This window comes from Shewanella sediminis HAW-EB3 (assembly GCF_000018025.1).
GTDB lineage: Bacteria > Pseudomonadota > Gammaproteobacteria > Enterobacterales > Shewanellaceae > Shewanella > Shewanella sediminis.
On sequence record NC_009831.1, the window covers coordinates 2,141,735 to 2,164,887 of the forward strand.

Annotated in this window: 16 protein-coding genes, 2 tRNA genes and 3 rRNA genes; 13 read left to right on the plus strand and 8 right to left on the minus strand. The window is 44.9% G+C overall.

The genetic code is table 11. The features are described 5' to 3' along the window. Nucleotides 1-3 precede the first annotated feature (3 nt). Complete coding sequence (locus SSED_RS09200; protein WP_012142128.1) at nt 4-1,368, plus strand: sensor histidine kinase; 1,365 nt, start codon at nt 4-6, stop codon at nt 1,366-1,368. Nucleotides 1,369-1,372: 4 nt separating this feature from the next. Here the strand turns inward: SSED_RS09200 and SSED_RS09205 are convergent, their stop codons facing one another. After that, nucleotides 1,373-2,689: an aminopeptidase P N-terminal domain-containing protein gene (locus SSED_RS09205; protein ID WP_041422067.1), complete on the minus strand. Its 1,317-nt coding sequence runs from the start codon at nt 2,687-2,689 to the stop codon at nt 1,373-1,375. Nucleotides 2,690-2,984: 295 nt separating this feature from the next. Here SSED_RS09205 and gmhB point away from each other — a divergent pair, with 295 nt between their 5' ends. From gmhB to rrf, 6 genes are all read left to right on the plus strand, one after another. After that, nucleotides 2,985-3,536: a D-glycero-beta-D-manno-heptose 1,7-bisphosphate 7-phosphatase gene (gmhB, locus tag SSED_RS09210; RefSeq protein ID WP_012142130.1), complete on the plus strand. Its 552-nt coding sequence runs from the start codon at nt 2,985-2,987 to the stop codon at nt 3,534-3,536. Nucleotides 3,537-4,285: 749 nt separating this feature from the next. Then, nucleotides 4,286-5,828, plus strand: a 16S ribosomal RNA gene (locus SSED_RS09215). Nucleotides 5,829-6,082: 254 nt separating this feature from the next. Next, nucleotides 6,083-6,159 (plus strand) — tRNA-Ile (locus SSED_RS09220). A 153-nt stretch (nt 6,160-6,312) separates the two neighbouring features. After that, a tRNA-Ala gene (locus tag SSED_RS09225) sits at nt 6,313-6,388 on the plus strand. Between the two features lie 525 nt (nt 6,389-6,913). After that, nucleotides 6,914-9,809, plus strand: a 23S ribosomal RNA gene (locus SSED_RS09230). Nucleotides 9,810-9,920: 111 nt separating this feature from the next. Beyond that, a 5S ribosomal RNA gene (rrf, locus tag SSED_RS09235) occupies nt 9,921-10,036 on the plus strand. Together the 16S, 23S and 5S rRNA genes with 2 tRNA genes alongside form the textbook arrangement of a ribosomal RNA operon. Nucleotides 10,037-10,814: 778 nt before the next feature. Here the strand turns inward: rrf and SSED_RS09240 are convergent. Continuing rightward, nucleotides 10,815-11,510, minus strand: a complete 696-nt coding sequence (locus SSED_RS09240; protein ID WP_012142131.1) for a YccT family protein — start codon at nt 11,508-11,510, stop codon at nt 10,815-10,817. A 267-nt stretch (nt 11,511-11,777) separates the two neighbouring features. Between SSED_RS09240 and SSED_RS09245 the strand changes: the two genes are divergently transcribed. Beyond that, nucleotides 11,778-12,143, plus strand: a complete 366-nt coding sequence (locus SSED_RS09245) for a hypothetical protein (protein WP_041421613.1) — start codon at nt 11,778-11,780, stop codon at nt 12,141-12,143. A 124-nt stretch (nt 12,144-12,267) separates the two neighbouring features. Continuing rightward, entirely contained in the window at nt 12,268-13,215 is a 948-nt protein-coding gene (corA, locus tag SSED_RS09250) for a magnesium/cobalt transporter CorA (protein WP_012142133.1), read from the plus strand. On the opposite strand, the gene SSED_RS09255 is transcribed toward corA, so the two are convergent. Together SSED_RS09255 and SSED_RS09260 are read right to left on the minus strand one after the other, a co-directional pair. Continuing rightward, nucleotides 13,210-13,524, minus strand: coding sequence for a DUF3135 domain-containing protein (locus tag SSED_RS09255; protein ID WP_012142134.1), 315 nt, complete (start codon nt 13,522-13,524; stop codon nt 13,210-13,212). The genes corA and SSED_RS09255 overlap by 6 nt on opposite strands. Before the next feature lie 158 nt (nt 13,525-13,682). Continuing rightward, nucleotides 13,683-14,948, minus strand: a complete 1,266-nt coding sequence (locus SSED_RS09260; RefSeq protein WP_012142135.1) for an HD-GYP domain-containing protein — start codon at nt 14,946-14,948, stop codon at nt 13,683-13,685. Nucleotides 14,949-15,112: 164 nt separating this feature from the next. Between SSED_RS09260 and SSED_RS09265 the strand changes: the two genes are divergently transcribed. Next, on the plus strand, nt 15,113-15,811 hold the full coding sequence (locus SSED_RS09265) for a 2OG-Fe(II) oxygenase (RefSeq protein WP_041421615.1): 699 nt from the start codon (nt 15,113-15,115) through the stop codon (nt 15,809-15,811). Between the two features lie 94 nt (nt 15,812-15,905). Here SSED_RS09265 and SSED_RS09270 read toward each other — a convergent pair whose 3' ends face one another. Both SSED_RS09270 and SSED_RS09275 read right to left on the minus strand, forming a co-directional pair. After that, a complete protein-coding gene (locus tag SSED_RS09270) occupies nt 15,906-17,261 on the minus strand; it encodes an ATP-binding protein (RefSeq protein ID WP_012142137.1) in 1,356 nt (451 codons plus the stop codon). Nucleotides 17,262-17,321: 60 nt separating this feature from the next. Further along, on the minus strand, nt 17,322-17,996 hold the full coding sequence (locus SSED_RS09275; protein WP_012142138.1) for a response regulator: 675 nt from the start codon (nt 17,994-17,996) through the stop codon (nt 17,322-17,324). Nucleotides 17,997-18,270: 274 nt separating this feature from the next. Between SSED_RS09275 and SSED_RS09280 the strand changes: the two genes are divergently transcribed. Genes SSED_RS09280 through SSED_RS09290 form a run of 3 tightly spaced genes read left to right on the plus strand, consistent with a single transcriptional unit; the run spans nt 18,271 to nt 21,362 of the window. After that, nucleotides 18,271-19,125, plus strand: coding sequence for a putative selenate ABC transporter substrate-binding protein (locus SSED_RS09280; protein WP_012142139.1), 855 nt, complete (start codon nt 18,271-18,273; stop codon nt 19,123-19,125). A 16-nt stretch (nt 19,126-19,141) separates the two neighbouring features. Next, a complete protein-coding gene (locus SSED_RS09285; protein WP_012142140.1) occupies nt 19,142-19,837 on the plus strand; it encodes an ATP-binding cassette domain-containing protein in 696 nt (231 codons plus the stop codon). Beyond that, nucleotides 19,830-21,362 carry a PhnE/PtxC family ABC transporter permease gene (locus tag SSED_RS09290; RefSeq protein ID WP_012142141.1) on the plus strand — a complete coding sequence of 511 codons (1,533 nt, stop codon included), beginning with the start codon at nt 19,830-19,832 and terminating at the stop codon, nt 21,360-21,362. The genes SSED_RS09285 and SSED_RS09290 overlap by 8 nt, the downstream gene beginning before the upstream one ends. A gap of 203 nt (nt 21,363-21,565) precedes the next feature. On the opposite strand, the gene SSED_RS09295 is transcribed toward SSED_RS09290, so the two are convergent. Together SSED_RS09295 and SSED_RS09300 are read right to left on the minus strand one after the other, a co-directional pair. Continuing rightward, nucleotides 21,566-21,910 (minus strand): hypothetical protein, encoded by a 345-nt coding sequence (locus SSED_RS09295; RefSeq protein ID WP_012142142.1) that lies wholly within the window; start codon nt 21,908-21,910, stop codon nt 21,566-21,568. Nucleotides 21,911-21,991: 81 nt separating this feature from the next. After that, nucleotides 21,992-22,819 (minus strand): hypothetical protein, encoded by an 828-nt coding sequence (locus tag SSED_RS09300; RefSeq protein WP_012142143.1) that lies wholly within the window; start codon nt 22,817-22,819, stop codon nt 21,992-21,994. Between the last annotated feature and the right edge of the window lie 334 nt (nt 22,820-23,153).

Below are 23,153 nucleotides of genomic sequence, written 5' to 3' on the forward strand. Positions count from 1 at the left end.
CTGATGGAAAAGCATGTTAAGCACATAATTGAAGGTGTATCTAATGCTTACGGCCTGGATTTTTTTGAAAGGCTAACTTTAAAGCTTGACCAGGTCATCGGTGCCGATTTTACTTTTATAGCTCAAATTGATGAGAAGAAGCACGAATCCAAAACTATTACCTATGTTGAAAATGGGAAGTTAGCCAACAATTTAATTTATTCGTTAACCGATACCCCATGCGCCGATGTGGCCAGTAATAGTGTCTGTTGTTTCCCCAGTAATGTGTGCTCGCTTTATCCCGACGATCAGTTTTTAATCGACTTAGAGATAGAGGCCTATGTAGGGACGCCATTGCATGACTCCAAAGGGAAGGTCATGGGCATCATTGTGGCCTTATACAAGGCGCCAATTATCAAACAAGAGTCAGTCATTACCCTGTTCCAAATTTTTTCGGGACGTGCCGCTGCAGAGATGGAACGACTCGAGTATGAAAGGTCACTGCAAAGGCTCAACGATAGTTTAGATCTAAAAGTTCAGCAGCGTACTGATGACTTGTCGAAAGTCATAACCCAGTTAAGACAGACTCAGGAACAATTGGTCGAAGCCGATAAAATGGCGGCGCTAGGCAAGTTGATTGCCGGCGTCGCACATGAAGTGAATACACCGCTTGGGTTAACTATTACCACTCATAGCATGATGGAGCTTGAGCTAAGCCGTCTCGATAAAAAAATTGCCCAAGGTCAATTATCAGTCGATGATATGAATCAATATCTGAGTAAAACAGGTCAGGCGTTACAGTTGCAAGGGGAGACGTTAATAAGGGCTAAAAAATTAATTGAATCTTTTAAACGGATGGCAGCCGAACAACACTACCTTGAAGTAGAAACAATCAATATTAAAGACTACTACCAGCAACTGTTAACTACGCTGGAACCATTATGTCGTCCCAAAGATGTAAAAGTTGTCCTTTCGAGCGCAGAGGATATTTTTATCAGAACATTACCGGGTTTACATGCACAAATTATCACTAACCTTGTCAATAACAGCATACTTCATGGTTTTAGTGGTATGCAGAACAATATCATTACCATAGAGATAAAGCAGATCGCAGCAGATGAGATTGCGGTCGATTTTTTCGATAATGGTTTAGGGCTTTCCGCTAAAAGCGCCGAACATCTTTTTGAACCATTTTATACCACGGCTCGGGACAAGGGAGGGACCGGATTGGGGTTGTCGATCGTATATAACCTTATTGTGCAACGACTACATGGCGCAATAAAGGTTAAACCGAGTCAAAGAGGGCTGCATTTGGGTTACCGGCTCAAGGCCGAGAACCCACAATTAGTTGAGGCTTTTAATAGGCAAGCCTCCTGCTTTAGTGAATGAGAGGCTAATTCAGCATAATAGCTTGGATCTCTTCGATGGTACGTGGGGCATTAACCGATAGATTTTCATGCCCGGATTCGGTGACTAAAATATCATCTTCGATACGAATACCCATACCCCGGTATGCCGAAGGGACGTCGATGGCATCGAGCGGGATATAAATTCCGGGTTCAATGGTAAACACCATGCCGGGTTCGAGCCTGCGCCAATTACCGTCACTGTCGTGATAAGGACCGACGTCATGGACATCCATGCCGAGCCAATGGCCGGTCTTATGTACCGTGAAACGCTTATAACTCTGGCTTTCCATTACCTCTTCGATATTGCCACTTAAGAAGCCCAGCTCTAACAGCCCTTTGGCCATCAGCTCTATGCAGGTTTCATACAGTTCATTCCAGGGGGTACCGGGCTGAACTTTTGCGATGGCGGAGTCGAGTGCGCTTAAAACCAGTTGATAGATGTGCTTCTGTGCGTCGGTGAATTTCCCGTTCACCGGGTAACTGCGGGTAATATCCGAGGCGTAATGGTTTAACTCACCACCGGCATCGATCAACAACATCTGTCCGTCTTCTACTGTACAGCAGTTTTCCTCATAGTGAAGACAGCAGGCATTGTTACCCGCAGCGACAATATTGGGGTAGGCGACATCGGTACTGCCGAATTGAGAGAGGGTAAAATCAAACGTTGCAGATAACAGCGCTTCATTGATACCGGGTTTACACGCTTGCATAACCGCCTTATGGCCATCGACCGATGCAGCTACGGCGGCTTTTATATGGTTAATTTCCTCCTCGCTCTTGATGACGCGCATAGGGTGTAAGTACTTTGCCAGCGGAGTCAGGCTGCGGTACTGTTTGACCGTATCAAAAGGGGTCGTCATTCTTTGATGGTTTAGCCAGCCCACTATCTGAGTAGAGAAACGGCTGAGTTCATCACTGATATAGATATGTTGATGGTCGACTATTTTTGATAAGACAACTTCATTAAGCTCGGCGATATCGAAGGCGTCATCGGCGCCGAAGTTTGCAATAGCACCTTCAGTACCGGCACGCTCACCGAAGCTGACCTCTTGGCTAGGATCTTTAGGGCGGCACAGTAAGGTAAAGCTGAAACCCGATGCTGCACCCTTATCGGCTGCGAGTATAGCCACCGCATCTGGTTCATCGAAGCCGGTAAGATAGAGAAAGTCATTATCTTGCCTGAAGTGATACTTAATATTTTTACTTCTGATCTTTTGTTGATAGCCGGAGAGAATAACGAAGCTATTCTCCGGTAGTTGCTTAAACAGAGCTTCTCTTCTTATCTGATAGATATTTGTCATAATTACAGGCTCTTTCTGGTTCACCGATAATACCTGCTTAAAGGTAGGGCTAAAATGCGCTGGCTTCATAACTCAGTCTTTAATGCACTGTACCTATAACGAGTGAAATACATAACAATCGCTACGAAAGTAAGTTTTGATAAAGCACTCGGTGAGTGAATTTGATTATTTTCCTATACTATATTTGTATACTTTATCCATTTCAATTGAAGATAATGAAAATAGATAACTTCGCGGTGCAATTTACTCAAATGGATGGGATAATAATTTTATATCTGATTATGGAGTTAAACACGTGAGCCCTGCAGTTTTTTTAGATAGAGATGGTGTCATCAATGTCGATCATGGTTATGTTCATCTGGTCGATGACTTTGAATATGTCGAAGGCGTATTTGATGCCTGTCGTTCCCTTAAAGAGATGGGATACAAACTAGCTGTAGTGACAAATCAGTCCGGAATCGCTCGTGGTATGTATAGTGAAGAGCAATTTCACAGCTTGACCGAGTGGATGGATTGGAACTTCGTAGATAAAGGTGTGGAGCTCGATGGCATCTATTATTGCCCTCACCACGCAGAAAAAGGGTTAGGCGACTATAAGCAGGACTGTGATTGTCGCAAGCCAAAACCTGGGATGATGTTGACCGCTGCCGAGTTTCTTAACATTGATCTTAGCGAGTCTGTAATGGTCGGTGATAAGCGTGATGACATGTTGGCTGCCATGGCTGCAGGGATCCCGACGCGTATATTGGTACGCACTGGAAAATCGGTAACCGATGACGCTATTGCAGCATCCACTGTCGTACTCGATTCAATTGCCGATGTTCCGGCCTATTTAAAAAGCCTCTAGCGAACCTTTTCTATCTATATACCTGCTTGAGCCATAGGTGAGCTAACTCTTTAGAGCTTAGCTTGCCAGCTTCAAGCTGCTATTAAGTTAATACCTATATTTTTCACCTTCGTTTCACCCTGCATCATCAGTAATTCATCTGGATTGCCGTTTAAATGCACTTTAGCGATATAAAAAATGACCGTCGCGCCTATTTACTGCCCACTCGATAATATTGTTGAAATAAGCGCTTGCGCTCAGAACTAAACTCCCTATAATGCGCAACCACTGACACGGCGCAGCAGGCCAACTACCTAGTCGAAAGGTTAGATAGTACGGGACTTGTAGCAATGTTAGAGAGTTTAACTTCTTCGGAACTAGACTCAGGTGACAAGCGTTTTAAAGGCTTCGGGTTTTGATTGATTTTCACATTAGTGCTTAAGAAATCATCGCTTGAAAAGCTTCTTGAAATTAGCGCTTGACGCCGACTCTGGAGGATGTAGAATACGCCTCCTCAAGCCAACGACCTAGCGTCTAACGGCGGCATCTGAAAAATTGATGCTACGCTCTTTAACAATTTATCAAGTAATCTGTGTGGACACTCACAGGTGTTGAGTTATTCGAAACTACTTCTCACGAAGTAGTCAAAAATTTTACTCAATGTAAGATGAGTGTTCATAGCAATATGTACAAACGTTTTTGAGATTCTTCCGAGTCTTTTAAACGAAATCAGAATTCATTGAGCCGGTTCTTAGGAACCAACAAAACTTTAATTGAAGAGTTTGATCATGGCTCAGATTGAACGCTGGCGGCAGGCCTAACACATGCAAGTCGAGCGGAAACGGAGATAGCTTGCTATCAGACGTCGAGCGGCGGACGGGTGAGTAATGCCTAGATATCTGCCTAGTCGTGGGGGATAACAGTTGGAAACGACTGCTAATACCGCATACGCCCTACGGGGGAAAGGAGGGGACCTTCGGGCCTTTCGCGATTAGATGAGTCTAGGTGGGATTAGCTAGTAGGTGAGGTAATGGCTCACCTAGGCGACGATCCCTAGCTGTTCTGAGAGGATGATCAGCCACACTGGGACTGAGACACGGCCCAGACTCCTACGGGAGGCAGCAGTGGGGAATATTGCACAATGGGCGAAAGCCTGATGCAGCCATGCCGCGTGTGTGAAGAAGGCCTTCGGGTTGTAAAGCACTTTCAGCGAGGAGGAAAGGTTGGCAGTTAATAACTGTCAGCTGTGACGTTACTCGCAGAAGAAGCACCGGCTAACTTCGTGCCAGCAGCCGCGGTAATACGAGGGGTGCAAGCGTTAATCGGAATTACTGGGCGTAAAGCGTACGCAGGCGGTTTGTTAAGCCAGATGTGAAAGCCCCGGGCTCAACCTGGGAATTGCATTTGGAACTGGCAAACTAGAGTCTTGTAGAGGGGGGTAGAATTTCAGGTGTAGCGGTGAAATGCGTAGAGATCTGAAGGAATACCGGTGGCGAAGGCGGCCCCCTGGACAAAGACTGACGCTCATGTACGAAAGCGTGGGGAGCAAACAGGATTAGATACCCTGGTAGTCCACGCCGTAAACGATGTCTACTCGGAGTTTGGTAACTTAGTTACTGGGCTCCCAAGCTAACGCATTAAGTAGACCGCCTGGGGAGTACGGCCGCAAGGTTAAAACTCAAATGAATTGACGGGGGCCCGCACAAGCGGTGGAGCATGTGGTTTAATTCGATGCAACGCGAAGAACCTTACCTACTCTTGACATCCAGAGAATTCGCTAGAGATAGCTTAGTGCCTTCGGGAGCTCTGAGACAGGTGCTGCATGGCTGTCGTCAGCTCGTGTTGTGAAATGTTGGGTTAAGTCCCGCAACGAGCGCAACCCTTATCCTTATTTGCCAGCACGTAATGGTGGGAACTTTAGGGAGACTGCCGGTGATAAACCGGAGGAAGGTGGGGACGACGTCAAGTCATCATGGCCCTTACGAGTAGGGCTACACACGTGCTACAATGGTCGGTACAGAGGGTTGCAAAGCCGCGAGGTGGAGCTAATCCCACAAAGCCGGTCGTAGTCCGGATCGGAGTCTGCAACTCGACTCCGTGAAGTCGGAATCGCTAGTAATCGTAGATCAGAATGCTACGGTGAATACGTTCCCGGGCCTTGTACACACCGCCCGTCACACCATGGGAGTGGGCTGCACCAGAAGTAGATAGCTTAACCTTTCGGGGAGGGCGTTTACCACGGTGTGGTTCATGACTGGGGTGAAGTCGTAACAAGGTAGCCCTAGGGGAACCTGGGGCTGGATCACCTCCTTACCTATACGACTAACTCGATACCTGAGTTGGCAATAAACTGCATCCGTGCGTTTATTGCACACAGCACATCCGTGTGCTTGAGTGTTCACACAGATTACTTGATAGAAGAAAGAGAAATATACGTGTCTATTTAGACGACGTTAATTCGCTCTAGCACAAGGCGCTTGAAGAGTGAGGGAGGACGTGTAGTTCACTACACGACGACTGAACGATGAAAAGCAACGGAGTGATTGAGTGAAGAAACAAGTATAAATGGGTCTGTAGCTCAGCTGGTTAGAGCGCACCCCTGATAAGGGTGAGGTCGGTGGTTCAAGTCCACTCTGACCCACCAATTCTTCGTGATACTGCGTTATGTAGTTGGTCGTTTAGCAGGCTAAACGTCCTCACTACAAGCCTTGTCTCACTCGAATTGGCTTCGCCAAATCTTTTTAAGTCTTGGCTTACTCGATTTGGTCACGTGATAATTTCTCAACTGCATGTAAATGGGGCTATAGCTCAGCTGGGAGAGCGCCTGCCTTGCACGCAGGAGGTCTGCGGTTCGATCCCGCATAGCTCCACCATTTACTTTGCTAATTAATCCGAAAAGGTTTTTTGATTAATTAAGTAGACTTACTTTTCCAGCAAGAAGTAAGACATGCACATGGATAGAGATGCCAAAGATAAATTAATAATTTATCTTTGGCTTTTTTAAGCCCGTTCTTTAAAAATTTGGAAAGCTGATAGTGTTAATGTGAAAGGGACTATTGTGGAAGATATCTCGCAAGGGATAACAACTGCTTTAGTTAATAGCATTAATGCGAAAATAAATAATTGAGTTCTCAAAACACTTAAAATCAAGTGCCCGAAACATAGCAATATGTTTCATGAGTATTCTTTTGGCGAAAGTAAACACCATTAGTTGCGATACATCTCGTTCAAACTTACCCGTTTGAATACTAGAGATTTAAGCGCAGTTAGTCATGTTGATGTCGAAGCCGTGATTTGAATGAGAAGGGCGTGTAGTTCACTACATAACTGACGAGTGAGATTCACAATAAAGACAACATCTTGAATAACAAGCGAATAAAGACCTATATGGGTTGTATGGTTAAGTGACTAAGCGTATACGGTGGATGCCTTGGCAGTCAGAGGCGATGAAGGACGTAGTAACTTGCGAAAAGCGTTGGCGAGCTAGTAACAAGCATTTGAGCTAACGATATCCGAATGGGGAAACCCACTCACATAAGTGAGTATCACATACTGAATACATAGGTATGTGAGGCAAACCCGGGGAACTGAAACATCTAAGTACCCGGAGGAAAAGAAATCAACCGAGATTCCCCTAGTAGCGGCGAGCGAACGGGGATTAGCCCTTAAGCGTAGAGGGTGTTAGTGGAATGTGTTGGAAAGCACAGCGGCACAGGGTGATAGCCCCGTACATGAAAACTAACTTTACGTGAAAACGAGTAGGACGGGACACGTGACATCTTGTCTGAACATGGGGGGACCATCCTCCAAGGCTAAATACTCCTGACTGACCGATAGTGAACCAGTACCGTGAGGGAAAGGCGAAAAGAACCCCTGTGAGGGGAGTGAAATAGAACCTGAAACCGTATACGTACAAGCAGTGGGAGCGGTTCTTGAGACCGTGACTGCGTACCTTTTGTATAATGGGTCAGCGACTTACATTTTGTAGCGAGGTTAAGCGAATAGCGGAGCCGTAGGGAAACCGAGTGTTAACTGCGCGTTTAGTTGCAAGGTGTAGACCCGAAACCCGGTGATCTATCCATGGGCAGGTTGAAGGTTGAGTAACATCAACTGGAGGACCGAACCGACTTATGTTGAAAAATGAGCGGATGACTTGTGGATGGGGGTGAAAGGCCAATCAAACCGGGAGATATCTGGTTCTCCTCGAAAGCTATTTAGGTAGCGCCTCGTACGAATACCATTGGGGGTAGAGCACTGTTAAGGCTAGGGGGTCATCCCGACTTACCAACCCTTTGCAAACTCCGAATACCAATGAGTACTATACGGGAGACACACGGCGGGTGCTAACGTCCGTCGTGAAAAGGGAAACAACCCAGACCATCAGCTAAGGTCCCAAAGTTATTGCTAAGTGGGAAACGATGTGGGAAGGCTTAGACAGCTAGGATGTTGGCTTAGAAGCAGCCATCATTTAAAGAAAGCGTAATAGCTCACTAGTCGAGTCGGCCTGCGCGGAAGATTTAACGGGGCTAAGCAATACACCGAAGCTATGGGTTTGCTAGTTTACTAGCAAGCGGTAGAGGAGCGTTCTGTAAGCCGTTGAAGGTGAAGGGGTAACCCACACTGGAGGTATCAGAAGTGCGAATGCTGACATGAGTAACGATAAAGGGAGTGAAAAACTCCCTCGCCGAAAGACCAAGGGTTCCTGTCCAATGTTAATCAGGGCAGGGTGAGTCGACCCCTAAGGCGAGGCCGAAAGGCGTAGTCGATGGGAAACGGGTTAATATTCCCGTACTTCTGCTAACTGCGATGGAGAGACGGAGAAGGCTAGGCTAGCGCGGCGTTGGTTGTCCGCGTTTAAGACTGTAGGCTGTTCACTTAGGCAAATCCGGGTGAACATTAAGGCTGAGAGTTGATGACGAGGTCCTAAGGGACTGAAGTAGTTGATGCCATGCTTCCAGGAAAATCTTCTAAGCTTCAGGTTAGCAGGAATCGTACCCCAAACCGACACAGGTGGTTGGGTAGAGAATACCAAGGCGCTTGAGAGAACTCGGCTGAAGGAACTAGGCAAAATGGTACCGTAACTTCGGGAGAAGGTACGCTCCCGACGGTGATGAGACTTGCTCTCTAAGCTGTTGGGAGTCGCAGATACCAGGTGGCTGCAACTGTTTATCAAAAACACAGTACTGTGCAAACTCGCAAGAGGAAGTATACGGTATGACGCCTGCCCGGTGCCGGAAGGTTAATTGATTGGGTTATCTTCGGAGAAGCTCATGATCGAAGCCCCGGTAAACGGCGGCCGTAACTATAACGGTCCTAAGGTAGCGAAATTCCTTGTCGGGTAAGTTCCGACCTGCACGAATGGCGTAATGATGGCCACGCTGTCTCCAGCCGAGACTCAGTGAAGTTGAAATTGCGGTGAAGATGCCGTATACCCGCGGCTAGACGGAAAGACCCCGTGCACCTTTACTATAGCTTGGCACTGAACATTGAACCTACATGTGTAGGATAGGTGGGAGACTTTGAAGATGGGACGCTAGTTCTGTTGGAGTCAACCTTGAAATACCACCCTTGTAGCTTTGATGTTCTAACTCAGGTCCCTGAATCGGGATTGAGGACAGTGCCTGGTGGGTAGTTTGACTGGGGCGGTCTCCTCCCAAAGAGTAACGGAGGAGCACGAAGGTTGGCTAAGTACGGTCGGACATCGTACGGTTAGTGCAATGGCATAAGCCAGCTTAACTGCGAGACATACACGTCGAGCAGGTACGAAAGTAGGTCATAGTGATCCGGTGGTTCTGAATGGAAGGGCCATCGCTCAACGGATAAAAGGTACGCCGGGGATAACAGGCTGATACCGCCCAAGAGTTCATATCGACGGCGGTGTTTGGCACCTCGATGTCGGCTCATCACATCCTGGGGCTGAAGTCGGTCCCAAGGGTATGGCTGTTCGCCATTTAAAGTGGTACGCGAGCTGGGTTCAGAACGTCGTGAGACAGTTCGGTCCCTATCTGCCGTGGGCGTTGGATGATTGAAGGAAGCTGCTCCTAGTACGAGAGGACCGGAGTGGACGAACCGCTGGTGTTCGGGTTGTTATGCCAATAGCATTGCCCGGTAGCTACGTTCGGAATCGATAACCGCTGAAAGCATCTAAGCGGGAAGCGAGTCCTAAGATGAGTCATCCCTAGGAATTTAATTCCTCTAAAGAGCCGTTCGAGACTAGGACGTTGATAGGCAGGGTGTGTAAGCGTTGTGAGGCGTTGAGCTAACCTGTACTAATGACTCGTGAGGCTTAACCATACAACCCATATGGGTTTTGTATGAAGCTAGTGTGATTACTTCAAAAGAATACAGTACTTGATTTTAGTGTGACTTAATTATTTAAAAGCTTTCTAAATTTTACCAAATTAGTCTGGAAACCATAGCATTGTGGCCCCACCTGATCCCATCCCGAACTCAGAAGTGAAACGCAATCGCGCCGATGGTAGTGTGGGGTCTCCCCATGTGAGAGTAGGTCATTTCCAGGCGCCTAATAAACGATAAATCCCCAGCACTTCGTGTTGGGGATTTTTTCGTTTAACAGCTTTTGGAAATGACCACTCGAACATGGGGAATATAAAGAGTCCGAACGCAGTGAGGCTCAATACTCATGTAGAGTAGGGTGGAACTGCTGCGCTTATCAAGCGTAGCTTGATGCTGCGGTGTAACGCGGAGAGCTTGCTCGAAGCTGACCATGACAGGCGCACTCCTGAATTTAAAGTGAAGAAGCCACCTGAATAAGGTGGCTTTTTTGCGTTTGGGCTTTTAAAAAATATCAAAGTTTAAGTCTCGAACTTATCTGCAACGAAATCAGGTGGCTTATCCACTTAAGCACGTACGTGCAATGCCTACTCCCGATGTCGCTTCCCGCTACGAATCCTGGATTTTCCGCGTTCATTTTTTACTTAAACAACTGGGGCTAAATACTGCGTATTTATAGCGCCATAATCTCACCCCCATGTGTCCACTTCGTGGACTACGAGAGTAGAGCATTTCCAGGCGCCTTCGCTCTTCGCTATATAGCTATTATCGTAATGTACTATATACCATTCTCGGCTCTGACATCTTTCGATTGTGTAGGACCGGCTTTAGCCGGGAATGGGGTATTTCGTTATACAAGCTTCGCGGCTGAAGCACGCTCCTACATGGGGAATGGGCATTGTTCGATTGTGTAGGACCGGCTTTAGCCGGGAATGGGTTATTTCGTTATACAAGCTTCGCGGCTAAAGCATGCTCCTACAGAGGGGAATCGCGTATTTTTTGCCGTTACTTATTTTTAATGCGAGCCTTGAAGGCTTTTCGTGTCTCTTCATCGGCTTGGCTGTACCAGAAGTCGAGCATCTGACCGACATTAATCTGATCGGGTATCTGATTGTTTTGAGTCGTGGCTTGCTTGTTTACCATGGTCTCAGACGTTGTGGAGACTGAGGTTGTAACATCTGCGGCGCTCTGAACCTTCGTATTTTGCTTTATAACAGCAAAGTGACTCACAGCGGCATTCGCTCCACTCTGGTTATAGACAGATATTTCATTGCTGTAATCCCGGCCTAACTGCAACCCCTCTTTGGTTAGAATGTCTGTGTCGTAGTTTACTGCCTGGCCTTTATTATCTGAGAGCTTAATAGCAGGAGTTGAATTGAATTTGTCGGCATCACTACTGGATTTCAATTTAGGTAAGATTAGCTTGTAGGTTTGATTGCTAGCTTCAAAACTTACAATGATAGCTTCCGATGAAAACCTTTTCTGTTGTCCCTGTTGTCTGAAGCTCGTGTTGTATTTAAGTACTATCTGGTTTTTACCCTCACGGAGTGTCATCGGAGAGTCTGATTCAGCGGCTTTGCCGTTCACTACCAATAACTCTGCAGAATTTGGAAAACTGATGGTGGGTTCTGCCCAAGCCTGTGAGGCGAAGAGTAATGTTGTGATTGTGGAAAGACTGGCCAATAAGGTGAGGTGTTTCATTTCAAATCCTAAGTTTTCGTAATTTTCATGATAAACCGCCCTATAAACTGTTTTTACTTTGATGACGCAACATACAGGGGTAAATATTCATGCTGAAGTTTGTATCGGGGCGGTTTGTATAGAGAATAGTACAGTTTGTTGGAAAAAATACTAGCCGGAATATATTAGTAATTAAATACATTTAGTCTGTTTGATTAGAGATTTATAACAGTTTTATCGGATAATTGGCGCTATAATCTGTCACGTTTGTTTCCATTGGAGTTTGTTGTGCTTACAAAAATACTCGTTACTCTACTCGTGATCGCTGGCGCACTTTTTTATATTCGAAAGCCTGCCAGGGCAGCAAAGGCTGAAAGAACTTCTGATGTCGGGAAACAGATTTTATTCAGGTATGTGATTTATGGGTTGATCGCCTTATCTCTACTTGGAAGCAGTGGGTATTGGTACTGGAATTGGCAAGATGGAAACCAAATTGTAGATGTTACTATTGTCTCTCCAAGTATTGCGAGTTCTGAAGTTTATCAGGTAAGAAAGAGAGATATAACCAACAATATGCTAACAACCGTTGATGGTATTAGCATCAGGTTATCGAATCAAGAACGTGTTATCATCGCGAAAAGCAAAAAACAGTAAAATTTAGTTTTATTCAAGTTTTTATATCTTTTCAATGGGGTTTATTAAGGTAGAATAGCCTCGTTTTTTACCCTGCGCTTTGTCATCTACTATTACAGACAAAGTGTTTTTTCAGGAGGCCTCCATGATAACTGCTTATGTCTACCAAGATCGCAAACTTACGATTAATGAACTACATATTCAGGATATAGTCCCTCCGGGTACGTTATGGCTCGATCTTTTTAAACCGTCCGATTCCGAGCGTGAATGGTTAAGTCATTATTCGGTGGAAGAAGTTCCTGAAGAAGATGATATCAATGAGATTGAAGCATCTGCACGTTTTTATCAGAACAACGATGGTCTTCATATTAACTCACTTTTTCCTCAACGTGTGGGTCAAGATGTTCGTGGCGTAAACGTCTCTTTCAACTTGCGAAAGGACTTTCTGCTTACTATCCGTGAAGAGGATGTGGGGCTTATACGTTTACTACGTAATTACCTCAGACTCGGCAGGCTAGAAGTGACGACCCCTCAGGCGCTATTTCTTGAGCTGTTTAATCTCAAAGTGGATTACCTCTCAGATCTCATTGAGGATGTCTATTCTGTTGTAGATGGAGTGAGCGAGCAGGTATTCGAAAATGATGAACTCGATGACGTATTTAAGTTGATCACACTGCAGGAAGACTCAAACGGTAAGATTCGTCTGAGTTTGCTTGATACTCAGCGCTCGTTAAGATACATGCAACGATATTATCGTGGACAGCTGACCGATGATAATCTAAAAGATCTTCGTGAGATGTTGTTAGACATTGAATCTTTGATGCCGCACAGCCAATTTATCTTCGATAAGTTAAACTTTTTACTCGATGCGGCTATGGGCTTTAGTGGTTTACAGCAGAACAAGATCATTAAAATATTTTCAGTTGCAGCGGTCATTTTTCTACCACCAACAGTAATTGCAAGTGCTTATGGTATGAACTTTACCAATATGCCAGAGCTCGATTGGCGTTTTGGATACCCTATGGCAATTCTGATGATGATAGCGAGTGCAGCCGGAACCTATCTGTTTTTTAAACGTAAAGGCTGGTTATAACTTCTTAGCATTCAAATCGAGTATTTCGGCACTATTCTGTCGAAACTCTATTGGATTGTTAATTATTGTATTTAAAGCAAGAAATTTTTCATTCATGATACTCATCGCCAGATAACACCTGTGATAAGGATTAGAGCAGCGAGATAATTGCTGCTCAAGGTGATGTTGCATCGATATCAACTGTTTCTTATTGGCTTCAGGGCAATGTTCAATAGCTTCATTGCAGAGTTTTCTTTGAAGTTCTTCCAGTTCATCCGGCTCGTTTTCTGCGAGCCATTTTAAACTATCGAAGTTTGGAAGTTGCGTCATATCATCTCCTCATTGAAGATACTGATACTTTCAACCTAGCGAATAGTTTGGTATTCGGCAAGAAAACTTAAGAATAATAGGGTGATTAATACAATTTTTAGTTCTAAGGACTAAATTTGCGATTGGCCGATTGGCTTATTTAGCCAATCGGTTTACTACTAGGCTTTACTATCGGAACCTAAGAAATAACTGACTCTTTCTCTGGGATTCAGATATTTAAAAATTTTCTCAGGTAGGGCCGCGGGGGGGAGGCATCGAACGATACTGAGTCCTTCGGCTTCGAGATCTACGATAGGAGCCTGATCTTTCGGAACCAGAGCATCGTAAGCAAGAATTCTCGGAAAGAGGATCTTATCTAAGTTTACCGACATCACCATAGCAAACTGACCAGATGATAACTCAACTATGCTGCCGGGCGGGTAGATCCCGAGCATTTTTATCATTTTACCGGTAACTTCCTGATTCAACTGCGTTTTAAAGTTCTTAAAGATATGTCCCAGAGCAGCATAAGGGGTGCGAGCTTTATTCTGAAAGTTAGGGTGACATAAAGAATCATAAAGGTTAACGACAGTTACTAACTGGCATAACTTGTCTAAGCTTTCAGCCTTAAGCCCCTTAGGGTAGCCCGAACCGTCGAGATATTCATGATGGTTAACGACTATGGGCAGAGCCTCTGCAGGAAAGTTATCGGCAAGTTTAAGCAGATCTGCGCCCATGATCGGGTGCTGCTTCATAAAATTATTTTCAGGCGCCGTTAACGGTGTTTTCTTTCTTAATAGCTGAGGTGGTACTTTAAGTTTACCGGTATCGTGGAAAAGCGCGCCAATTCCTACTAATTCCATCTCTTCTTTAGTCCAGCCTAACTCTTTTGCCATCAACATCGAGAGGACTGCCACATTGAGTGAATGGTAGTAGATGGTCTCATCATTCTTGGCTTCGCCCATAAGGTGAAGCACTAAATTATCTGAATTAAGTAATTGATCACTGAGATCATTGATTAACTCTTTGGCATCATCGATAGCATTGAGGGGGCGATTACGCAGCTTAGAGACTAAGTTACGCATCTTGGCGATCGAACGGTCAAACTCCTTTTCAGTTTTTTGTAGATCCCGGCGCATTTTTTTCAAACTTTCAATGCGCTCGCCTTTATATTTATTCATGTTTTTTGTCAGACGATCGAGTTCTTCTTGATTGATTTCGAGCTTCTGCTCTTTAGCTTCACTCTCATTTAATACAGAGACGTCGCTGCGTTGTAGATCGACAAAAACATGGGTGATGCCTAATTTTTTTATAAGTTCGATTTGTGCCTGTTGTTTGATTCTAAAGCTACTAAATAAAAAGGGGTGATCTTTCCATGAAACCGGCAGCCGGACAAAATTGCCCACTTGTAACTGTTCGACGGAGACTTTACGGTTTTTGTTCATATTATTCTTATAGGTCTTATGGGACGTCTCAATACTTCTACGGACAATTATTTCAGAATTTCATTACTTGTTGTAGTGGTATTTTAACTTAACCCTACGGCTTTACAATTACTTAACCTATATGTAAGCATAGTTAGATTAGTCAGTAAGCAAAGATGGTTAAAATGGATTTCATTGAAGTATACCCTAATGCACTACCGGATGAGCTGTGTGAGAGATTAATTCAGGCATTTGAGAGTCATAACGGGGTAACAGAAGGTAGGACGGGTCATGGCGTCGATATCGAAAAGAAAAACAGTCGCGATCTTATGCTCGATAATTTTGATGATCTGCAGCCTCTGAAAAGTGAGCTTTTGGCCCATACGCTAGCTTGTTCTACCGAATACTTTAAAAAATACTCTATGGCGTTAATGGGAGGCGTGTCGGTTCAGGTTGCGGATGAACATGGCAAGCCGGTGACACTGACACCAGATAATTTTGCTGATTACGGCGAACAAAGAAGCCAAGCTTTAGTTAAGTACCTTTATCGTAGCGGCATGATAAACGTTCAGAAGTATGAGAAAGGTGTGGGGGGCTACCCCCATTGGCATTCTGAGCAGTTTCCTCAAGCGGGTCACAACGAAGCATTGCATCGAGTCGTGTTATATATGTTTTACTTGAATGACGTGGAAGAGGGAGGTGAAACGGAATTCTTTTATCAAAACCGCAAACTGACTCCCAAGCGCGGCACTATGGTGATAGCGCCTGCTGGTTTTACTCATTCTCACCGCGGTAATACGCCTAAGAGTGGTGATAAATATATCGCCACATCCTGGGTGATGTTTAACCGTGCAGAACAGTTATACCAATCTGTAAAGAGTTAAATCTGTGGTGGGGGGGATACTGAATTAATAGTTCAGTGCTAAGCCCCTATAAAGGGGGTTAGCACCTCAAGCTTATCTGTCGATTGAGATAGGGTTAAATAGGGATAGTGATCCTGAATTTTGCGCCTTCCAATTCAGAAGTTTCGATAGATAACTTACCGTTGTAACTGATGACGATTTCGTTACATACCGCGAGTCCGATCCCTTGTCCGGCCTTTTGAGTATCGGCCCTGACACCTCTTTCAATGATTTTCTTCCTGATACTCTCTTCAACGCCTTGGCCGTCATCTTCGACTATCAGTTCAAATTCACCGGCATCGTTGTAACTGGCTGAAACCCTAACCTGGCTGATACAGAGTTTAAATGCATTTTCCATCAGGTTTCCACACAGTTCCATCAGATCACCTTTATCCCCCGGGAATACATGTTCGATAGGAATATTAGCGGTAAACTCAACTTGCTTGTCACGGTAAACTTTAAACAACATTTGTGAGAGCTGGTTAACTAAGGGAGCGACTTGGGTTTGCTCCTGCTTCAAGCCTTTGCGTCCCAACATGGCGCGTTTCAGTTGATACTTAACCAACTGATCCATCTGACTCACTTGCTCCATGATTTTTTCACTGGTGGCCTGCTTGTCGAGTGTTGCGTCATCGGTAATGGCATGCACTGCGGCCAATCGGGTCTTTAAACTATGAGCAAGGTCGTTCATCGCATTTTGATATCGCTGTTGCTGAGCACTGGATTGAACCAATAGTTGGTTTAGTGCCTGGGTGACGCCTTCTAATTCAACAGGGTAGTCCTGAGATAACTCCGTCGATTTTCCGCTATTAACGCTGTCCAGTTCATTTCTCATGCGTACCAGAGGACGCATTCCCCAGTATCCGGCACTGATCAGTAGCACTAGCGCTAGAGCCAACACCAAACCTAGCCTGAAATAGGTTCGACGACTGAATTTATCCATCTCCTTTTCGAGTTTTTCAGCGTCTTTCATCACCAATAAATTGTATTGATTTCTGGCGATCTCAACCGACAGCAGATAGATGAAATAGCCTTTGTTATCGGCAAGGTTCAGATAATAGGGCGGGGAGTCATTGCGGATCTCATCGAAACGCTCACAAGTATCAAATAGCCCTCTATCTACGGCAAGGGAAGAGGTCCATACCTGTTTAAAGTTTTGATCACAGCTGGCTATGACGTAACGTTCCGGGGTGTTATTTTCATCGAGCCACTCACTGGTTTCAGGGATGAGATCATGCTCTTTCAGTTCAGCGGCGACTTTGGGGATCTCGGCGATCAGCTGAGCCGTCTCCTCATTATAATTATTTTGCGCATGAAGAAGATTAACTAACCAAGCCAGACCAAAGCCGACTAAAGCTATGATAGACAGAGAGGTGAGAAACATCCGCGTAAGCAGACGTTTCTTGGGTTTAAAGTTCAGACCGAACCTCATAAATAGGTGCTCATTATTAGACGGTTCTTAGTGTTGTATATATAGGCAAGAGTAACGGCATCAACTACAAGGTAAGTTAAATTTATAGCCTTGGCCACGAATCGTGACTACCGGGTTTTCAATTCCCCCTTTCGTGAGCTTTTTCCTCAGCCTGGAGACCATCACCTCAATAGTATTCGGGTCACCCTCTTTATCACCATAGATAACATCGAGTAGACGCTGCTTAGCAACGACCTCATGGCAGTGGCGCATTAAGTACTCAAGAATTAAGTATTCGAATGCCGTGACTTCCATGGGCTCGTTATTTAATGAAACTTGTTTGGCGGCGAGATCAACTTCCAGCGCACCGCTGGTTATTTGAGGTTTGACGAAACCGGCACTGCGTCTGACAAGAGCGTCGAGCCTGGCGACCAGCTCCTCTTTCTGGAAGGGTTTCACCAGGTAGTCATCTGCACCAGCATTGAGGCCTTCGACTTTATCTTGCCAGTTAACTCGGGCAGTTAATATCAATACCGGTGCCTTTAAGCCTGCATCCCGTAAATTTTGAATTAAGCTAATCCCATCTTGATCCGGAAGGCCTAAATCGACGATGGCAATGTCTATGGGATAATTGGTTGCTTGATAAAATCCCTCTTTGGCCGTGAGGGCTACCTGCACTTGGTTACCAAGTTCTGACAGCTGAACTTTAAGGTGGTGGGATAGTAGGGGATCATCTTCAACAACCAAAATTCTCATAATTAAAACGCCTTAATAATTCTTGAGGCCAGTTTACTCAGATAAGTACTCTGTGCCAACTGTGTTATACCACTCCAGATACTTATCCTGAAATGATATGAATTTTTGTTCAATGCATTATTTTACTTGAAGTTAACTTAACCTAAGCTGACTTAAATATAGGGGAATCGTCACTGAGTTCAGCATTCATCACACTTTAAACCATAAAAGGCTATGTTTGTAGTTGGTTTTTGGTTAAAATCCTGCAAAATTTTTTACCAATAGGAAACATTTCATGAGGCTTTTACAAATGGTCTGTTTAGTGCTGCTTAGCACGCTCTCTACCTGTGCTCTGTCTGCCGTTTTTACCTTTACAGCCATTCCTGATGAAAATGAAAGTCAACTTAGAACGCGTTTCGAAAAAGTGGCCCTGTATTTAGAGAAAGAGCTAGGTGTAGAAGTCAAATATGTGCCGGTAAAGTCCTATTCGGCAGCCGTCACCGCTTTTAGAAATAATCAGGTACAGCTTGCCTGGTTTGGCGGCTTATCAGGGGTTCAGGCCCGTCGTTTAGTCCCCGGCTCGTCAGCGATTGCCCAGGGTAACGAAGACCAATTTTTTAAAAGTTATTTTATTGCTCATAAGTCTGCCGATCTACTTCCATCAGATAGTTTTCCTAATTTGAATGGGCTCACTTTCACTTTCGGTTCGAAAAGCTCCACATCAGGACGCTTAATGCCTCAGTTCTTTATCGAAAGAAATTTGGGCAAGAAATCTGAAGATGTGTTTACACGTATCGGATTTTCCGGCGATCACAGTAGAACGATCACGCAAGTTCAGGCTGGTGCTTATCAGGTCGGTGCAGTGAATTATAAGGTGTGGGAGACGGCTGTTGAAAATGGCACGGTCGATCTTGAAAAAGTGAATGTCATTTGGCAGAGCCCAGCCTATCCGGATTATCAGTGGACCGTACGAGAGGGTGTCGATAAAAAATTCGGTGCAGGTTTTAAAGCGAAAATTGAAGCTGCGCTTCTTGGAATGAAAGATCCTGATTTATTAAAAAGCTTTCCCAGGCATTCTTTCGTTCCGGCTGAGAACGCAGATTATGAGCCTATTGAGAGTGTAGCGAAAGCTATCGGTCTTATCGATTAGTCATACTCGGTACTTTATGCTCAGAATTGAAAATTTAACACTCAAATATGAAGAAAAGCTGGCGATTCGTCAGCTTTCTTTGTCAATTAAGGCCGGAGAAAAGTTGGCGATTATCGGTACCTCAGGGGCTGGTAAATCGACACTCTTGACTCACCTGTATCAATGCTTAAAAAATGAGGCCGCCTATAGCTCTCAGAAGCAGGGACTTGTCGAGGGGCTCAGCACCTATCACAATGTGTTTATGGGAGCGCTTGCAAGGCATCATTGGAGTTACAATCTATTCAATTTAGTCTCGCCATTTAAGCAGCCCTTGGACCAAGTGACACAGCTTTGTCAGGAGTTGGAGCTTGATTTCCCAGTCAGTAAGAAGTTATCTGAGCTCTCTGGCGGTCAGAGACAAAGGGTCGCCCTGGCAAGAGCCTTGTATCAACAAAAAGATATATTTATTGGCGATGAGCCATTTTCCGCTTTAGATCCTCTGATGAGTAGACGATTACTCGACATGGTTTTTGAGCGTCATAACACTGTGATTATGGTGCTCCACGATAAGTCATTAGCATTAGAGCACTTCGACCGAATCATCGGCTTAAAGCAGGGACAACTTCACTTGGATGCCCGACAGGATGAGTTAACCTCTGAACTCGTCGATGACTTCTATTCTGATGTTCCACTTACAGAAGCAATTCATGTTTTAGCGGCAAGCGATGCTTAAGTCTCTGCCTTTCATTGGTTACTGGCAGAAAACGACCTTCACATTATGGTTGATTGCGGCGCTGTGTTTCTATTTTGCAGATACTGAGATCATCTCTCTAGATCCCTGGAGTGAGTTTCGGCTGATGGCTGAAGGCTTTCTCCGGCCTGATTTTTTCGCAACTGAATATCTGCTGGAGGCCTTGTGGCAGACGGTGAGTTTTGCGCTGCTCGGGGTGGTGTTTGGCCTGCTATGGGGAGCCCCGCTGGCACTCATCTATTCTAATCGCTTCGTTGCCATGCTATGTGCCATTACTCGATCAATACATGAGATTTTTTGGGCCTTGTTGTTTCTTCAAATTTTTGGTCTCTCTCCGATAACGGGTATTCTCGCCATAGGTTTGCCTTATGGCGCAACCTTTGCGCGTGTTTTTCACGATATCTTGCTGCAGTCACCGAAAACGACAGTTCAAACCTTACCTTATGGTACTGATAAGGTAAGTCGATATTTTTACGGTCGAATTAGTCATGTTCTTGTGCCAATCATGGCCTATATCCGTTATCGTTTCGAATGTGCATTAAGAAGTAGTGCGGTGCTTGGGTTTATTGGCATGCCGACCCTGGGCTTCTATTTAGAAACGGCGTTCAGGCAAGGTCACTATCATGAGGGAGCCGCACTCTTGATGCTGTTTATTGCATTGATAGGTACGATATCGCTCTGGTGCCGTCCCAGGTTGATTGCTCTCTATTTTGTCGTGGCATTGTTCACCTTACCAAGTATTCCACCTGTCGAAGGGGCGCTGCTGTGGCGTTTCATCACACAAGATATTCTTCCCCCCGCCTTACAGAATCTGTCCACATGGTCCCAGGTCGATCTTGGGATCATGCAGTCGCTATCGAACTGGAGCCTGGATCTATTGGTGGAGCAAGCCCTTCCCGGCATGATAGTGACACTCTTGTTAGCACTGGTTTCTTTGGCCATGGCTCATGGCGTTGCGGTTGTGGGTTCGGGACTGGCGTCAAACTTGCTGACTGGAAAGGTTATTTCCAGGGTGATTCATCTGTGCCTCCTCGTTTTGAGATCGGTGCCGGAATATATCTTTGCCTTCCTGTTTATGATGTTGCTTGGACCGTCTATGTTGCCTGCAATGTTAGCGCTTGCGCTGCATAACGGGGCATTAATTGCTTACCTTACGGTAAGACAGTCGGACACGACTCAGGTCAGTCCCCATTATAATGGTCGAATCGATGGGTATTGCTATGATCTCTTGCCTCAAATTTATCCTAATTTGATGGGACTGTTGTTCTATCGTTTCGAGGTGATACTAAGGGAGACGGCCATTTTTGGTATCCTGGGAATAGCAAGTTTAGGCTTTTATATCGACAGTGGTTTTTCTGAGATACGATACAGCTCGGCCCTGTTTTTAATGGGATGCACGGCACTGCTAAACATAGTCGTCGATATCATCAGTCGTCGTTTATTGACTGCAAACACAGGAACTCAGATAAGTTGTGCCCGGGAGAGTGCCATAAGGTCGGTTAAATAGATAAAGGCAAAGGGTAAGGCACGTTATATAATAGTGAGCAGGATGAACGTTAAATATAAATCTATATTGACTGATTTAATCGCAGGCTTTGCAGGTAAGATGATTACGTCTAAGTCGGTAAAGCTATTAAAACAACTTCAATGAATCAGACGTAACTTTTATCCGGAACAGCCACCGGCGTTTATCCGGGATCGCCATTAGGGTTAGCCGTAGGGATTGGCTTTCGCTCTTTTGGTTATGATTCCGTTGCAGCACAATGCCGCAGCCAGGGTAAACAGGGTCACGGCACTCATGATAGCCCCCAGTCGATACCAAGGTTCCCCTAGGGTGATGCGCATCTGAATGTAGTTATAACTGCTCATTCCCCAAACTAACACTGCACTGATCACTAAGACGATTTGCAATAACTTAGTGATCACCGGATGTTTGAAGAAGAGCAATAAAGGTGCGCAGGCATAGGCGGCACATAAAACGACCTGTCCATAGCGCATAAAGTGTGCACCCAAAAGTAGATAGGCCAAGGTAATAATTGTTACACGCCACCACATACAGATATCCAGTCAAATTTTTAATGGCACCTAGAGTACGTTAATGACAAAGTGATAATCTATACCCTTGTTCACATATTTTTAATTTAGTGCTTCTTTAATTGCTTGCTTCTCCTTGTCGGTCAACTCACTGGCTTTTATGGCCTTTATCAGGTGCTCGACATGTTTGTCTTCATTGTCATTGCGGATAATAATGTAGTGGCTCCCATCGGAACCAATTTCATCGAAATCGATGTCAATATCATCGATCTCCGCCACTATCTCACTCACGTGTTGTTCGAGTGCTTCGATAACAACGTCAAACTCCTCTTCATGGAACTCCTGCAGCGCTTCAAATTCTAAGGCATGAGCCTCTATCTCTGCGGCCTTGGCTTCCAGCATGATGGCCATTTTTTCCATTTCAGCTTCCTTGCCCTCCATCTTTATCGCCATAGCCTGAAGCTTTTTCTCAAGTTTTGGGTCTAGCTCGGCGGCCTTGGCCTTTAGCTTGATGGCAATTTCATGCATTTCAGCTTCCTTGCCCTCCATTTTTATCGCCAGAGCCTGAAGCTTCTTCTCAAGTTTTGGCTCTAGCTCGGGAGCCTGGATGATATGAAACTTGTGTTCTCCGCCTTTATTCATCCGGCTCAATAGCTTTGCCAATTTAATGCGAGACTCCTCAGGCAGGGGAGCGAGTCGGGACTCGATAACATTAACGTCTTTCAACTCTTCCGGGGTTAATGTGAACTCATGTTTCTCATTATTCAGCTGGACAGATACCTGAGTCATCTCATTCTCATCCTGATTGACATGGACGAGGGTTTCACTGTCTTCAAATTCTATGTATCTCAAATTTGTCGGTGCAGCAGTAAGTGAGAATGCCAGCAGGCTGGTACAAGTGAGTAGTGTTGCGAGTTTAGACAATTTCATAATGCATCCCTTTAAGTGTGCGCTTGGTGTTTAATAACGGATTAGGCTTTGTCGAATAGCTACTAATGCCAATAGGTACCAATCGGTATTAGCGTATTTATGTTCGTTCTCTTTCTTTTTGTTACCTTGCTTTCGTTCTATAGTAATAGCCAATACTGTGCCAAAAGCACTAAGTGCATGTTAAACATTGGGTTATCGTGTGGTCGTGATGTTTTTTGGGGATAGCACTCCCTTATATCGGTATTTAATTTCCGCATTTGAGGATTTTTGTTAAAAATATGATAACTTTCATAACAGAGGTCGCCCTATAGCGAGGTTTGCCTGTTTGGTATTG

What these genes read in the sequence shown, in the direction of transcription:
- SSED_RS09200 (WP_012142128.1), top strand. Translation starts at nt 4, where the DNA reads ATGGAAAAGCATGTTAAGCACATAATTGAAGGTGTATCTAATGCTTAC.
- SSED_RS09205 (WP_041422067.1), bottom strand. Translation starts at nt 2,689, where the DNA reads ATGACAAATATCTATCAGATAAGAAGAGAAGCTCTGTTTAAGCAACTA.
- SSED_RS09240 (WP_012142131.1), bottom strand. Translation starts at nt 11,510, where the DNA reads ATGAAACACCTCACCTTATTGGCCAGTCTTTCCACAATCACAACATTA.
- corA (WP_012142133.1), top strand. Translation starts at nt 12,268, where the DNA reads ATGATAACTGCTTATGTCTACCAAGATCGCAAACTTACGATTAATGAA.
- SSED_RS09255 (WP_012142134.1), bottom strand. Translation starts at nt 13,524, where the DNA reads ATGACGCAACTTCCAAACTTCGATAGTTTAAAATGGCTCGCAGAAAAC.
- SSED_RS09260 (WP_012142135.1), bottom strand. Translation starts at nt 14,948, where the DNA reads ATGAACAAAAACCGTAAAGTCTCCGTCGAACAGTTACAAGTGGGCAAT.
- SSED_RS09265 (WP_041421615.1), top strand. Translation starts at nt 15,113, where the DNA reads ATGGATTTCATTGAAGTATACCCTAATGCACTACCGGATGAGCTGTGT.
- SSED_RS09270 (WP_012142137.1), bottom strand. Translation starts at nt 17,261, where the DNA reads ATGAGGTTCGGTCTGAACTTTAAACCCAAGAAACGTCTGCTTACGCGG.
- SSED_RS09275 (WP_012142138.1), bottom strand. Translation starts at nt 17,996, where the DNA reads ATGAGAATTTTGGTTGTTGAAGATGATCCCCTACTATCCCACCACCTT.
- SSED_RS09280 (WP_012142139.1), top strand. Translation starts at nt 18,271, where the DNA reads ATGAGGCTTTTACAAATGGTCTGTTTAGTGCTGCTTAGCACGCTCTCT.
- SSED_RS09285 (WP_012142140.1), top strand. Translation starts at nt 19,142, where the DNA reads ATGCTCAGAATTGAAAATTTAACACTCAAATATGAAGAAAAGCTGGCG.
- SSED_RS09290 (WP_012142141.1), top strand. Translation starts at nt 19,830, where the DNA reads ATGCTTAAGTCTCTGCCTTTCATTGGTTACTGGCAGAAAACGACCTTC.
- SSED_RS09295 (WP_012142142.1), bottom strand. Translation starts at nt 21,910, where the DNA reads ATGTGGTGGCGTGTAACAATTATTACCTTGGCCTATCTACTTTTGGGT.
- SSED_RS09300 (WP_012142143.1), bottom strand. Translation starts at nt 22,819, where the DNA reads ATGAAATTGTCTAAACTCGCAACACTACTCACTTGTACCAGCCTGCTG.